This window comes from Pseudomonas sp. 2848 (assembly GCF_003253945.1).
Lineage (GTDB): Bacteria > Pseudomonadota > Gammaproteobacteria > Pseudomonadales > Pseudomonadaceae > Aquipseudomonas.
Map to the genome: position 1 here is coordinate 136,695 of NZ_QKZD01000002.1, position 12,534 is coordinate 149,228.

General features: G+C 60.1%; 13 protein-coding genes. All 13 read right to left on the reverse strand.

What is annotated here, in order from left to right; all coding sequences use genetic code 11:
• Positions 1 to 143 precede the first annotated feature (143 nt).
• On the reverse strand, positions 144 to 1,979 hold the full coding sequence (gene glmS / locus DFS21_RS04550; RefSeq protein ID WP_110696872.1) for a glutamine--fructose-6-phosphate transaminase (isomerizing): 1,836 nt from the start codon (positions 1,977 to 1,979) through the stop codon (positions 144 to 146).
• A gap of 12 nt (positions 1,980 to 1,991) precedes the next feature.
• Entirely contained in the window at positions 1,992 to 2,759 is a 768-nt protein-coding gene (locus tag DFS21_RS04555) for a DeoR/GlpR family DNA-binding transcription regulator (protein WP_111531919.1), read from the reverse strand.
• Between the two features lie 140 nt (positions 2,760 to 2,899).
• On the reverse strand, positions 2,900 to 4,267 hold the full coding sequence (gene glmU, locus DFS21_RS04560; RefSeq protein ID WP_110696875.1) for a bifunctional UDP-N-acetylglucosamine diphosphorylase/glucosamine-1-phosphate N-acetyltransferase GlmU: 1,368 nt from the start codon (positions 4,265 to 4,267) through the stop codon (positions 2,900 to 2,902).
• Positions 4,268 to 4,388: 121 nt separating this feature from the next.
• The gene (locus tag DFS21_RS04565) at positions 4,389 to 4,808 is read right to left on the reverse strand and encodes a F0F1 ATP synthase subunit epsilon (protein ID WP_011536500.1); all 420 of its coding nucleotides are present in this window, start codon (positions 4,806 to 4,808) and stop codon (positions 4,389 to 4,391) included.
• A gap of 44 nt (positions 4,809 to 4,852) precedes the next feature.
• Entirely contained in the window at positions 4,853 to 6,229 is a 1,377-nt protein-coding gene (atpD, locus tag DFS21_RS04570) for a F0F1 ATP synthase subunit beta (RefSeq protein ID WP_023628563.1), read from the reverse strand.
• Positions 6,230 to 6,256: 27 nt separating this feature from the next.
• Positions 6,257 to 7,117, reverse strand: coding sequence for a F0F1 ATP synthase subunit gamma (gene atpG, locus DFS21_RS04575; RefSeq protein WP_102683389.1), 861 nt, complete (start codon positions 7,115 to 7,117; stop codon positions 6,257 to 6,259).
• Positions 7,118 to 7,165: 48 nt separating this feature from the next.
• On the reverse strand, positions 7,166 to 8,710 hold the full coding sequence (gene atpA, locus DFS21_RS04580; RefSeq protein WP_038707082.1) for a F0F1 ATP synthase subunit alpha: 1,545 nt from the start codon (positions 8,708 to 8,710) through the stop codon (positions 7,166 to 7,168).
• Positions 8,711 to 8,731: 21 nt separating this feature from the next.
• Positions 8,732 to 9,268: a F0F1 ATP synthase subunit delta gene (locus tag DFS21_RS04585; protein WP_023628561.1), complete on the reverse strand. Its 537-nt coding sequence runs from the start codon at positions 9,266 to 9,268 to the stop codon at positions 8,732 to 8,734.
• A 12-nt stretch (positions 9,269 to 9,280) separates the two neighbouring features.
• Positions 9,281 to 9,751 (reverse strand): F0F1 ATP synthase subunit B, encoded by a 471-nt coding sequence (locus DFS21_RS04590; protein ID WP_102683388.1) that lies wholly within the window; start codon positions 9,749 to 9,751, stop codon positions 9,281 to 9,283.
• Between the two features lie 58 nt (positions 9,752 to 9,809).
• Positions 9,810 to 10,067, reverse strand: coding sequence for a F0F1 ATP synthase subunit C (gene atpE / locus DFS21_RS04595; protein WP_003097235.1), 258 nt, complete (start codon positions 10,065 to 10,067; stop codon positions 9,810 to 9,812).
• 144 nt (positions 10,068 to 10,211) lie between these two features.
• Positions 10,212 to 11,081 (reverse strand): F0F1 ATP synthase subunit A, encoded by an 870-nt coding sequence (gene atpB / locus DFS21_RS04600; RefSeq protein WP_023628560.1) that lies wholly within the window; start codon positions 11,079 to 11,081, stop codon positions 10,212 to 10,214.
• Between the two features lie 16 nt (positions 11,082 to 11,097).
• Positions 11,098 to 11,505: a F0F1 ATP synthase subunit I gene (locus tag DFS21_RS04605; RefSeq protein WP_011536507.1), complete on the reverse strand. Its 408-nt coding sequence runs from the start codon at positions 11,503 to 11,505 to the stop codon at positions 11,098 to 11,100.
• 149 nt (positions 11,506 to 11,654) lie between these two features.
• Positions 11,655 to 12,527: a ParB/RepB/Spo0J family partition protein gene (locus tag DFS21_RS04610; RefSeq protein WP_110696877.1), complete on the reverse strand. Its 873-nt coding sequence runs from the start codon at positions 12,525 to 12,527 to the stop codon at positions 11,655 to 11,657.
• Between the last annotated feature and the right edge of the window lie 7 nt (positions 12,528 to 12,534).

Here is a 12,534-nt window from a genome sequence, read left to right on the forward strand (position 1 = left end):
CGATTACGCGATGCGCCAGCACTGCATATCTAATATGCGTTTTTACCTGCTCGAACAGGTTGCCGGGGAGACTTTGAGAGGAAGGAAGACAGCATAAAGGGAGGGCGCCTGTGCGGCGCCCTCCCTTTGCAACAGCAGTAGCGTTACTCCACCGTCACCGATTTGGCCAGGTTGCGCGGCTGGTCGACGTCGGTGCCCTTGAGCACGGCGACGTAGTAGGACAGCAGTTGCAGCGGGATGGTGTAGAGGATCGGCGCCAGCGCATCGTTGATGTGCGGCACGTTGATCACGTGGGTGCCTTCGCCATTGCTCATGCCAGCATTCTCGTCGGCGAACACCACCAGCTCGCCACCACGGGCGCGGACTTCCTGCAGGTTCGACTTGAGCTTTTCCAGCAGCTCGTTGTTAGGAGCCACGGTCACCACGGGCATATCGTTGTCCACCAACGCCAGAGGACCATGCTTGAGCTCACCAGCCGGATAGGCTTCGGCGTGGATATAGGAGATTTCCTTGAGCTTGAGCGCACCTTCCATGGCCACCGGGTACTGGGCACCGCGGCCAAGGAACAGGGTGTGGTGCTTGTCGGCGAACAGCTCGGCGATCTTCTCGACCACGCCATCCATCGCCAGCGCTTCGCTCAGGCGCGCCGGCAGGCGGCGCAGCTCGTCCACCAACTCGGCTTCGACACCGGCCTCGAGGGTACCGCGCACCTGGCCGAGGGCCAGGGTCAGCAGCATCAGCGAGACCAGCTGGGTGGTGAAGGCCTTGGTCGAGGCAACGCCGATCTCCGGCCCGGCCAGGGTCAGCAGGGTCAGGTCGGATTCACGCACCAGCGAGCTGATGCCCTTGTTGCAGATGGCCAGGCTACCGAGGAAACCCAGCTCCTTGGCATAGCGCAAGGCAGCCAAAGTGTCGGCGGTCTCGCCGGATTGCGAGATGGAGACAAACAGCGTGTCCGGCTGCACCACCACCTTGCGATAGCGGAACTCACTGGCAACTTCCACCTGGCAAGGGATGCCGGCCAGGCTTTCGAGCCAGTAACGGGCGACCATGCCGGCGTGGTAGCTGGTACCGCAGGCGACGATCTGCACATTGCGCACTTTGCCGAACAGCTCGGCGGCCTGTGGACCGAAGGCCTGCACCATCACATGGTCATTGCCCAGGCGACCTTCCAGCGTGCGCTGCACCACGCCGGGCTGCTCGTGAATCTCCTTGAGCATGAAATGGCGATAGTTGCCCTTCTCGGCGGCTTCCGCGCCTTCGTGGTACTGCACCGTCTCACGCTGGACCGGCTGACCGGCCAGGTCCCAGATTTGCACCTGATTGCGGCGAATCTCGGCGATATCGCCCTCTTCAAGGTACATGAAGCGGTCGGTGACCTGGCGCAGGGCCAGTTGATCCGAGGCCAGGAAGTTTTCACCGAGGCCAAGGCCGATCACCAGGGGGCTACCGCTGCGGGCAGCCACCAGACGGTCGGGCTGGCTGGCGCTGATCACAGCCAGGCCATAGGCGCCATGCAGGCGTTTTACCGCTGCCTTGAGCGCATCGGTGAGGTCGGGGATAGTCTTGAGCAGGTGGTGGATGAGGTGCACGATCACCTCGGTGTCGGTCTGCGAGACAAAGGTGTAGCCCAGGCCCTTGAGCTCTTCACGCAGTTCCTCGTGATTTTCGATGATGCCGTTGTGCACCACCGCCACTTCATGGCCAGAGAAGTGCGGGTGGGCATTGTGCTCGGTCGGCGCGCCATGTGTGGCCCAACGGGTATGGGCGATGCCCAGCTGGCCGGCCAGCGGGTCGGCGGCAACCGCGCCTTCCAGTTCGCTGACCTTGCCGATGCGGCGGCGACGCTCGAGCGCGCCTTGCTGGGTCAGGACGGCCAGGCCGGCGCTGTCGTAACCACGGTACTCAAGACGCTTGAGGCCTTCGATGAGGATGGCTGTGATATTGCGCTCAGCAACGGCACCGACGATTCCACACATAAGATGTTGCTCCTAGCTGATAGCGGCGCAGATAAGGGTGATGCCGCGGGCTTGAATCCGGTCGCGTGCCTCGGTGGGCAGGCGATCATCAGTAATCAGGGTGTTCACGCTGCCCCAGGGCAGCTCGAGGTTGGGGATCTTGCGACCGACCTTATCCGACTCGACCATGACGATGACCTCGCGGGCCACTTCGGCCATGACCCGGCTCAATCCCAGCAGTTCGTTGAAGGTGGTTGTGCCACGTTCCAGGTCGATGCCGTCGGCACCGATGAACAGCTGGTCGAAGTCGTATGAGCGTAGTACCTGCTCGGCCACCTGGCCCTGGAAGGACTCCGAGTGCGGGTCCCAGGTACCACCGGTCATCAGCAGCACAGGTTCATGCTCTTGTTCGCTGATAGCCCGGGCCACATTGAGCGAGTTGGTCATCACCACCAGGCCTGGCTGGCGCCCGAGCTGCGGGATCATCGCCGCCGTGGTACTGCCGCTGTCGATGATGATGCGCGCATGCTCACGGATGCGTTCCACCGCCGCACGGGCGATGGCCTGCTTGTAGAGGGACACTGGCTGGACCGTGTCGCCCAGCAGCTCCTGGGGCATCGTCACCGCGCCGCCATAGCGGCGCAGCAGCAGGCCGTTGGCCTCCAGGGCGTGCAGATCCTTGCGGATGGTCACTTCGGAGGTTTCGAAACGCTTGGCCAAGGCGTCGACACTGACCTCGCCCTGCTCGTTGAGCAAGGCCAGGATGTTGTGACGACGTTGGGGAGTATTTCGTTTCGACATTTCGGTTAAGTTTCGATTCGAAAGATAAGTGGTGCAATCAAAACCTAAGTCAAACGATTCGTCAAGTCGGCAGGAACCGGAAAATAAAAAGGCCGACTTATTCACATAAGTCGGCCTGTGCAAAACGCGCTGTGGATAACTCAGCTCTGCTTGATTTTCTCCGGCCGCTTCCAGCCTTCGATATTGCGCTGGCGTGCACGTGCCACGCCCAACTGTCCGGCTTCAACCGTCTGGGTGATGGTCGAGCCCGCTGCGGTAGTGGCCCCGGCCTGGATTTCCACAGGGGCCACCAGCGAATTGTTGGAGCCGATGAACACGTCCTCACCCATCACCGTGCGGAACTTGTTGGCACCGTCATAGTTGCAGGTGATGGTGCCAGCGCCGATGTTGGTGCGGGCGCCGATCTCGGCGTCGCCCAGGTAGGTCAGGTGGCCGGCCTTGGCGCCCTCGCCCAGGTGCGCATTCTTCAGCTCGACGAAGTTACCCACATGTGCCTTGGCCTCCAGCACGCTGCCTGGGCGCAAGCGGGCGAACGGGCCGGCATCGCTGCCCTCGCCCATCACCGCGCCTTCGATATGACTGTTGGCCTTGATGATCACGCCTTTGCGCAGTGTGCTGTCCTTGATCACGCAGTTCGGGCCGATCTGCACATCGTCCTCGATGACTACCTTGCCTTCGAGAATGACGTTGATGTCGATCAGTACATCCCGGCCGACGGTCACCTCACCGCGCACATCGAAGCGCGCCGGATCGCGCAGGGTGACGCCCTGGGCCATCAGGCGACGGCCTTCGCGCAGCTGGTAGTGACGCTCGAGTTCCGAAAGCTGGCGGCGGTCGTTGGCGCCTTGCACTTCCATCGGGTCGTGGGGCTGCTCGGTGGCGACCACCAAGCCATCGTCCACGGCCATGGCAATCACGTCGGTGAGGTAGTACTCGCCCTGGGCATTGTTGTTGGACAGGCGTCCCATCCAGTCGGCCAAGCGTGCGGCCGGCATGGCGAGGATACCGGTGTTGCCTTCCTTGATCGCCATCTGCGCTTCGCTGGCATCCTTGTGCTCGACGATCGCGGTTACTTTGCCTGCGGCGTCACGCACGATGCGGCCATAGCCGGTCGGGTCCTGCAAGGTCACCGTGAGCAGCCCGAGCTGTTGCTCGCTGACTGTGGCCAGCAGGCGCTGCAAGGTTTCCACCTCGATCAGCGGCACATCGCCGTAGAGCACCAGCACGGTGTCGGCAGTGATCGCCGGCAGCGCCTGGGCCACCGCATGGCCGGTGCCCAATTGCTTGTCCTGCAGGACGAAATTCAGATCGTCCGCTGCAAGGCGTCCGCGCACCAACTCCGCGCCATGGCCGATAACCACGTGAATACCCTTGGGCTGCAACTGGCGTGCGCTGTGGATAACGTGGCCGAGCATGGAGTTGCCGGCGACCGGGTGCAGTACCTTGGGCAGCGCGGAGCGCATGCGGGTGCCTTGGCCTGCGGCGAGAATGACGATATCGAGGGACATTGACTGGCTACCAATCCTGGGCGGTCAGGGACGTGACCAAAGGGGAAATTCAGAAAAGAAAAAGGGTAGCCGAGGCTACCCTTTAACTCAATCGCATTGGAAGTGACCGGCCAAGGCCAGGTTACTTGCCCTTGCGCAATTGCTGGACAGTACGCAGCTGAGCTGCAGCTTCGGCCAGACGTGCGGCAGCAGCACCGTAGTCGAAGTCCGAGCTTTTCGCGTTCAGCGCGTTCTCAGCAGCCTTGAGGGCTTCCTGAGCCTGAGCTTCGTCCAGGTCGGCAGCGCGCTGCACGGTGTCGGCAAGAACCTTGACCATGTTCGGCTGCACTTCGAGGAAGCCACCGGAGATGTAGAACACCTCACGATCGCCACCTTGCTTGGTCAGCGTGATCGGACCAGGCTTGAGATTGGTGATCAGCGGCGCGTGGCCTGGAGCGATACCCAGATCGCCCAGGTTGCCGTGCGCTACTACCATCTCGACCAGGCCGGAGAAGATCTCTCCTTCCGCGCTGACGATATCGCAATGGACTGTCATAGCCATCTGCTTGCCTCAACCTGATTAGCGCCCCTTGCGGGGCGCCGGGATTACAGTTTCTTGGCTTTCTCGATCGCTTCGTCGATGCTGCCGACCATGTAGAACGCTTGTTCTGGCAGGTGGTCGTAGTCACCTTTGAGGATGCCGCTGAAGCCAGCGATGGTGTCCTTGAGCGAAACGTACTTGCCTGGCGAGCCGGTGAAGACTTCGGCCACGAAGAACGGCTGCGACAGGAAGCGCTGGATCTTACGAGCGCGGGCAACCAGTTGCTTGTCGGCTTCGGACAGTTCGTCCATACCCAGGATCGCGATGATGTCCTTCAGCTCTTTGTAGCGCTGCAGAACATACTGAACGCCACGAGCGGTGTCGTAGTGCTCGGTGCCGATCACGTTCGGGTCCAGCTGGCGCGAAGTCGAGTCCAGTGGGTCGACCGCTGGGTAGATACCCAGGGAAGCGATGTCACGGGACAGAACGACGGTGGCGTCCAAGTGGGCGAAGGTGGTCGCTGGCGACGGGTCGGTCAGGTCGTCCGCAGGTACGTATACGGCCTGGACGGAGGTGATCGAACCTTCCTTGGTCGAAGTGATACGCTCTTGCAGAACGCCCATCTCTTCGGCGAGGGTCGGCTGGTAACCTACTGCCGAAGGCATACGGCCCAGCAGTGCGGATACTTCGGTACCGGCCAGGGTGTAACGATAGATGTTGTCGACGAACAGCAGAACGTCGTTACCTTCGTCACGGAACTTCTCAGCCATGGTCAGGCCGGTCAGCGCTACGCGCAGACGGTTTCCTGGTGGCTCGTTCATCTGACCGTAGACCAGCGCTACCTTGTCGAGAACGTTGGAGTCCTTCATCTCGTGGTAGAAGTCGTTACCCTCACGAGTACGCTCACCCACACCAGCGAACACGGAGTAACCGCTGTGTTCCATGGCGATGTTACGGATCAGTTCCATCATGTTCACGGTCTTGCCGACGCCGGCACCACCGAACAGACCAACCTTACCACCCTTGGCGAACGGGCAGACCAGGTCGATAACCTTGATGCCGGTTTCCAGCAGGTCGTTGCCGCCTGCCTGGTCAGCGAACGAAGGCGCTGGCTGGTGGATACCGCGACGCTCTTCTTCGCCGATCGGGCCGGCTTCGTCGATCGGGTTGCCCAGGACGTCCATGATACGGCCCAGGGTTGCCTTGCCGACAGGTACCGAGATGGCAGCCTTGGTGTCGACGACATCCAGACCGCGCTTCAGACCTTCGGTCGAGCCCATCGCAATGGTACGAACCACGCCGTCGCCCAGCTGCTGCTGAACTTCCAGGGTGGTTTCCGCGCCTTGTACTTTCAGCGCGTTGTAAACACTCGGCACGGCATCACGTGGGAATTCCACGTCGATGACGGCGCCGATGATTTGCACGATACGTCCGCTACTCATAGCTGGATCCTCTGAATTTTTGAACCGTTAAACCGCGGCAGCGCCGCCGACGATTTCCGAGATCTCCTGGGTGATCGCAGCCTGACGCGCCTTGTTGTAGATCAACTGAAGCTCTTTGATCAAATCACCGGCGTTGTCTGTGGCGTTCTTCATGGCGATCATCCGGGCCGCTTGTTCAGCAGCGTTGTTCTCGACCACCGCCTGGTACACCTGCGACTCCACGTAACGCACCATCAAGCCGTCCAGCAGCTCTTTTGCGTCGGGTTCGTACAGGTAGTCCCAGTGGTGCTTGAGTTCCTGATCCGGGGTTGCCACCAACGGTACCAACTGCTCGACCGTCGGTTTTTGGGTCATGGTGTTGATGAACTTGTTCGAAACCACCGAGAGGCGATCGATACGGCCGTCGAGGTAGGCGTCCAGCATCACTTTGACGGAGCCGATCAAATCGTTGATCGATGGCTCTTCGCCCAGGTGGCTGATCGCGGCTACGACGTTGCCGCCAAAGATGCGGAAGAAAGTCGCACCCTTGCTGCCGATCACGCACAGGTCGATTTCAACGCCCTGTTCGCGGTTTTCGCTCATGTCCTTGACCAGGGCCTTGAACAGGTTGGTGTTCAAGCCACCGCACAGACCACGGTCACTGCTCACCACGATATAACCAGCGCGCTTTACAGGGCGCTCGATCATGAACGGGTGGCGGTATTCCGGGTTGGCGTTGGCCAGATGACCGATCACCTGGCGGATACGCTCCGCGTAAGGACGGCTAGCAGCCATGCGCATTTGTGCCTTGCGCATCTTGCTGACCGCCACTTTCTCCATGGCGCTGGTAATTTTTTGCGTGCTTTTGATGCTCGCAATCTTACTGCGAATCTCTTTTGCGCCTGCCATGTATCACCTATCAGGTTAGCAAGCGGGGGCCGGAGCCCCCGCTGCGGCTTACCAGGTCTGGGTGGCCTTGAACTTCTCGATACCGGCTTTCATGCCAGCGTCGATTTCGTCGTTGAAGTCACCCTTCACGTTGATCTTGGCCATCAGTTCGGCGTGATCACGGTTGAAGTAGGCAATCAGAGCTTGCTCGAAGCTGCCAACCTTGGAGACTTCTACGTCGGTCAGGAAACCACGCTCAGCGGCGTACAGCGACAGGGCCATGTCGGCGATCGACATTGGCGCGTACTGCTTCTGCTTCATCAGCTCGGTAACGCGCTGACCATGCTCCAGCTGCTTGCGGGTAGCCTCGTCCAGGTCCGAAGCGAACTGGGCGAAGGCCGCCAGTTCACGGTACTGGGCCAGGGCGGTACGGATACCACCGGACAGCTTCTTGATGATCTTGGTCTGGGCGGCACCACCAACACGGGATACCGACACACCGGCGTTAACGGCAGGACGGATGCCTGCGTTGAACATGGCCGATTCCAGGAAGATCTGACCGTCGGTGATCGAGATCACGTTGGTCGGAACGAACGCGGAAACGTCGCCAGCCTGGGTTTCGATGATCGGCAGAGCGGTCAGCGAGCCAGTCTTGCCAGTTACGGCACCGTTGGTGAACTTCTCGACGTACTCTTCGGAAACGCGCGATGCACGCTCCAGCAGACGGGAGTGGAGATAGAACACGTCGCCTGGGTACGCTTCACGTCCTGGTGGACGGCGCAGCAGCAGGGAGATCTGACGGTAGGCAACGGCCTGCTTGGACAGGTCATCGTAAACGATCAGGGCGTCTTCACCGCGGTCACGGAAGAACTCGCCCATGGTGCAGCCGGCATAAGGCGCCAGGAACTGCAGTGCGGCGGATTCCGAAGCACTGGCAACGACCACGATGGTGTTGGCCAGGGCGCCGGCTTCTTCCAGCTTGCGAACGATGTTGGCAACGGTGGAACGCTTCTGGCCGACTGCAACATAAACGCAGAAAATACCGGAGTCTTTCTGGTTGATGATGGCGTCGATGGCCATGGCGGTCTTGCCGATCTGACGGTCACCGATGATCAGCTCACGCTGGCCACGGCCAACAGGGATCATGGCGTCGACGGACTTGTAGCCAGTCTGTACAGGCTGGTCTACCGACTTACGCCAGATCACGCCTGGAGCTACTTTCTCGACCGCGTCGGTCTGGGTGTTGCCCAGAGGACCTTTGCCGTCGATCGGGTTACCCAGTGCGTCGACGACGCGACCCAGCAGTTCCTTACCAACCGGAACTTCCAGGATGCGGCCGGTGCACTTGGCGCTCATGCCTTCGGCGAGGGTGTCATAGGCACCCAGGATCACTGCACCTACGGAGTCTTGCTCCAGGTTCAGGGCCATGCCAAATACGCTGCCAGGGAACTCGATCATTTCGCCGTACATGACGTCGGCCAGACCGTGGATCCGCACGATGCCGTCGGAAACCGAAACGACGGTACCTTCGTTACGGGCTTGGGAGCCGACATCGAGGTTGTCGATGCGGCCCTTGATGATTTCACTAATTTCGGAAGGATTGAGTTGCTGCATTGCTCTGCTGCCCCTTCAAACTCAAGATTTCAAGGCTTCGGCCAGTTTCGCGATTTTCCCGCGAACCGAACCGTCGATTACCAGGTCGCCAGCGCGGATGACGACGCCGCCGATCAGGCTGGCATCCTCCGACGCGTGCAGGCGCACTTCCTGGCCTAACCGTGCACTGAGAACCTTGGCGAGTTTGTCTTGCTGTTCTTGGTTCAACGCAAAAGCACTGGTGACTTCCACGTCCACGGATTTCTCTTGCTCGGCCTTGTACAGGTCGAACAGAGTCGAAATCTCCGGCAGAAGCAGGAGACGTTCGTTTTCCGCGGCAACATGAATGAAATTCTGTGCCTTGGCGTCAAACTTGTCACCGCACACTTCAATGAATGCGGCGGCCTTTTCTGCGCTAGTCAGTTGCGGGGCCTTGAGCAGGCGCTGCATGGTGTCGTCTTGCGACACCGCAGCAGCCAGGCCGAGCATGGCTGACCAATTGGCCAGTTGCTGATGGGCCTGGGCATGCTCGAAGGCAGCCTTAGCGTAAGGTCGGGCCAACGTGGTCAGTTCTGCCATGATCGCCCTCGCTTAAATTTCAGCGGCCAGTTTGTTAACCAGCTCCGCATGCGCGTTTTGATCGATTGTGGCGCCAAGGATCTTTTCAGCACCGCCAACAGCCAGGGCACCCACTTGGGCACGCAGGGCGTCTTTGACGCTGTTCAGTTCCTGTTCGATCTCGGCTTGAGCCTGAGCCTTCACACGGTCAGCTTCGACGCGGGCCTGTTCACGGGCTTCCTCGACAAGCTGAGCAGCGCGTTTCTTGCTTTGCTCAATGATTTCGGCTGCCTGTGCCTTCGCTTCACGCAGTTGCTGACCCACTTTCTCTTGGGCCAGCTCCAGGTCGCGAGCAGCGCGATTGGCAGCGTCCAGGCCGTCAGCAATCTTCTTCTGGCGCTCTTGCAGAGCAGTGATGACCGGAGGCCATACGTACTTCATGCAGAAGAGCACAAAAATCAGGAAAGCAACGGATTGGCCAATCAGGGTTGCATTAATGTTCACGCCAACACCTCGCTCGGTCTTTGTTCATCACAGCCTTTCACTCGTTGGAAACGAGTGATTAGCCGGCGATCTGACCAACGAAGGGGTTTGCGAAGGTGAAGAACAGAGCGATACCAACACCGATCATGGTGACGGCGTCGAGCAGACCGGCAACGATGAACATCTTGACCTGCAGCATTGGAACCATTTCTGGCTGGCGAGCAGCGCCTTCCAGGAACTTGCCGCCCAGCAGGCCGAAACCAATGGCGGTACCCAGAGCACCCAGGCCGATCAGCAGAGCAACAGCGATAGCGGTCAGACCAACTACAGTTTCCATCTTTCCTCCCGACTTTTACGTCGTATTGGTTAGGTTTTTAGTTTGAAGCGGTAAAACAAATCGTTTGATACAGCATGCCCTTGCGGACTTTTTAAGCCCTCCCCCCAGACGGGCGGGGAAGGCTATCAGACACGCCAGGCGGTCTTAATGGTTATCTTCGTGAGCCATCGACAGGTAGACGATGGTCAGCATCATGAAGATGAAAGCTTGCAGGGTGATGATCAGGATGTGGAACACAGCCCACGCCCACTGCAGCACCACACCCAGGCCGCTGAGCCAGAGGATGCCGGCGCCGAACATCACCGCGATCAGGATGAACACCAGCTCGCCGGCGTACATGTTGCCGAACAGACGCAGTGCCAACGAAATCGGCTTGGCGATCAGGGTGACGAACTCGAGCAGGAAGTTCACCGGGATCAGCAGGATCTGCACGAAGATGTTCTTGCTACCGAACGGGTGCAGGGTGAGCTCGCCGATGAAGCCGCCGATGCCCTTGACCTTGATGCTGTAGAAGATGATCAGCGCGAACACGCTCAGGGCCATGCCCAGGGTGGCGTTCGGGTCGGTGGTCGACACCGCGCGGAACGGAATGTGCGGATCACCGGAGATCAGGATGGCCAGCTGAGGAATCCAGTCGACCGGTACCAGGTCGATGGCGTTCATCAGGAATACCCAGACGAAGATGGTCAGCGCCAGCGGGGCGATCACCGGGCTGCGGCCGTGGAAGGAATCCTTCACGCTGCCGTGGACGAAGTCCACCAGCACTTCGACGAAGTTCTGCAGGGCGCCAGGCTGGCCGGAAGTGGCCTTTTTAGCCGCCATGCGGAAGATGAACAGGAAGATCAGACCCAGCGCAACGGACCAACCCAGGGTGTCCAGGTGGAACGCCCAGAAGCCCATTGCCTTGGCTTCTGCAGCCGAATGGGCCAAGCCCCAGCTGCCGTCTGGTAGTTGACCGTAGGTCAGGTTCTGCAAGTGGTGCTGGATATAGCCCGAAGCGGTTTCTGCTGCCATGGTTGCCTCAAACGCCCTAAGGTCTCGAAAGTCTTTTATTCATCAGCAGGGGCGCGAACCAGCTGACCAAAAGGGTCAGCACGAAGACGCCGAATACTGCCAACGGCGCCAATGGCTTCACTCCTGCGAAGGTCAGTGCAAACAGCACTGCCGTCAAAATCATCTTGCCTGCCTCGCCCGCGTAAAACGACTTGACGATGGCCTGCGCCGCCCGGGCTCCGCTGAAGCGAAAAGCCTTCCAGGCGAAATACACATTGGGCAGCCAGGCAATCAAACCTCCGCAAAGGCCTGAATATCCACTGACTACCCCTTTCCACTGCCACAACACCAGCGTTGCCAGCAGCAGTACGACAAATTGAGCCAGCAGTACCGGAAAAACCGCCCAGCGATGGAAAGGCAGGCGGTTTGGCGTGCGGATTTCCATCACAACTGCTCCTCGAATGTCGACCGCCTCGTCAACAATGACTTGGCATAATTTGTGCCGACAAAATGCGCGCAGAGTATAGGGGTGGATTAACCCCTATTCAACTCTTGGGTAGTGATTTCCGACTGCGCGCTACAACAGGAATTGTTTCAGCGGATGTGAGCAAGCACGCCTTGCAACTCGTCAAGGGAGTTATAGCGAATAACCAACTGGCCTTTGCCCTTGTTGCCATGGCGAATTTGTACCGCCGAGCCCAGGCGCTCTGCCAGACGCTGTTCAAGACGCGTGATATCCGGATCAGGTTTGCTCGCCTCGACCGGCTCAGGTTTGCCACTGAGCCACTGACGCACCAGTGCCTCGGTCTGGCGCACGGTGAGGCCGCGTGCGACAACATGACGCGCCCCTTCTTCCTGCCGATTTTCCTCGAGGCCGAGCAAGGCGCGGGCGTGGCCCATCTCCAGGTCGCCATGGGCGAGCATGGTCTTGATCGCCTCGGGCAACGAGATCAGACGCAACAGGTTGGCCACGGTGACCCGCGACTTGCCGACGGCATCGGCCACCTGCTGCTGCGTCAGTTCGAATTCCTGCTGCAAACGCTGCAGGGCGAGCGCCTCTTCCAGCGGGTTGAGGTCCTCGCGCTGGATGTTCTCGATCAGCGCCATGGCGATGGCGGCTTCGTCGGGTACCTCGCGGACCATGGCCGGCACGGTATCCAGGCCAGCCTGCTGGGTGGCGCGCCAGCGGCGCTCACCAGCGATGATCTCGTAGCGGTTGTCACCGATCGGGCGAACCACGATCGGCTGCATGACGCCATGGGTGCGGATCGAGTGCGCCAGTTCTTCCAGCGCCTCGGGATCCATGTCGCGACGCGGCTGGTACTTGCCGCGCTGGATCAGCTCGACCGGCAGGTGTTGCAGTTCCTTCTGGTCGATCTTGACAGCCTGCGCTTCGAGCGCGCTGACGGAAGGACCACTGAGCAGTGCATCCAACCCACGTCCGAGACCGCGTTTCTTGATGGCCATGCGGATT

Bases quoted from the DNA above. Each gene is read 5' to 3' on its own strand.
- atpE (WP_003097235.1), bottom strand. From the start codon at position 10,067: ATGGAAACTGTAGTTGGTCTGACCGCTATCGCTGTTGCTCTGCTGATC.
- DFS21_RS04605 (WP_011536507.1), bottom strand. From the start codon at position 11,505: ATGGAAATCCGCACGCCAAACCGCCTGCCTTTCCATCGCTGGGCGGTT.
- glmS (WP_110696872.1), bottom strand. From the start codon at position 1,979: ATGTGTGGAATCGTCGGTGCCGTTGCTGAGCGCAATATCACAGCCATC.
- atpA (WP_038707082.1), bottom strand. From the start codon at position 8,710: ATGCAGCAACTCAATCCTTCCGAAATTAGTGAAATCATCAAGGGCCGC.
- DFS21_RS04555 (WP_111531919.1), bottom strand. From the start codon at position 2,759: ATGTCGAAACGAAATACTCCCCAACGTCGTCACAACATCCTGGCCTTG.
- glmU (WP_110696875.1), bottom strand. From the start codon at position 4,267: ATGTCCCTCGATATCGTCATTCTCGCCGCAGGCCAAGGCACCCGCATG.
- atpB (WP_023628560.1), bottom strand. From the start codon at position 11,081: ATGGCAGCAGAAACCGCTTCGGGCTATATCCAGCACCACTTGCAGAAC.
- atpD (WP_023628563.1), bottom strand. From the start codon at position 6,229: ATGAGTAGCGGACGTATCGTGCAAATCATCGGCGCCGTCATCGACGTG.
- atpG (WP_102683389.1), bottom strand. From the start codon at position 7,117: ATGGCAGGCGCAAAAGAGATTCGCAGTAAGATTGCGAGCATCAAAAGC.
- DFS21_RS04565 (WP_011536500.1), bottom strand. From the start codon at position 4,808: ATGGCTATGACAGTCCATTGCGATATCGTCAGCGCGGAAGGAGAGATC.
- DFS21_RS04610 (WP_110696877.1), bottom strand. From the start codon at position 12,527: ATGGCCATCAAGAAACGCGGTCTCGGACGTGGGTTGGATGCACTGCTC.
- DFS21_RS04585 (WP_023628561.1), bottom strand. From the start codon at position 9,268: ATGGCAGAACTGACCACGTTGGCCCGACCTTACGCTAAGGCTGCCTTC.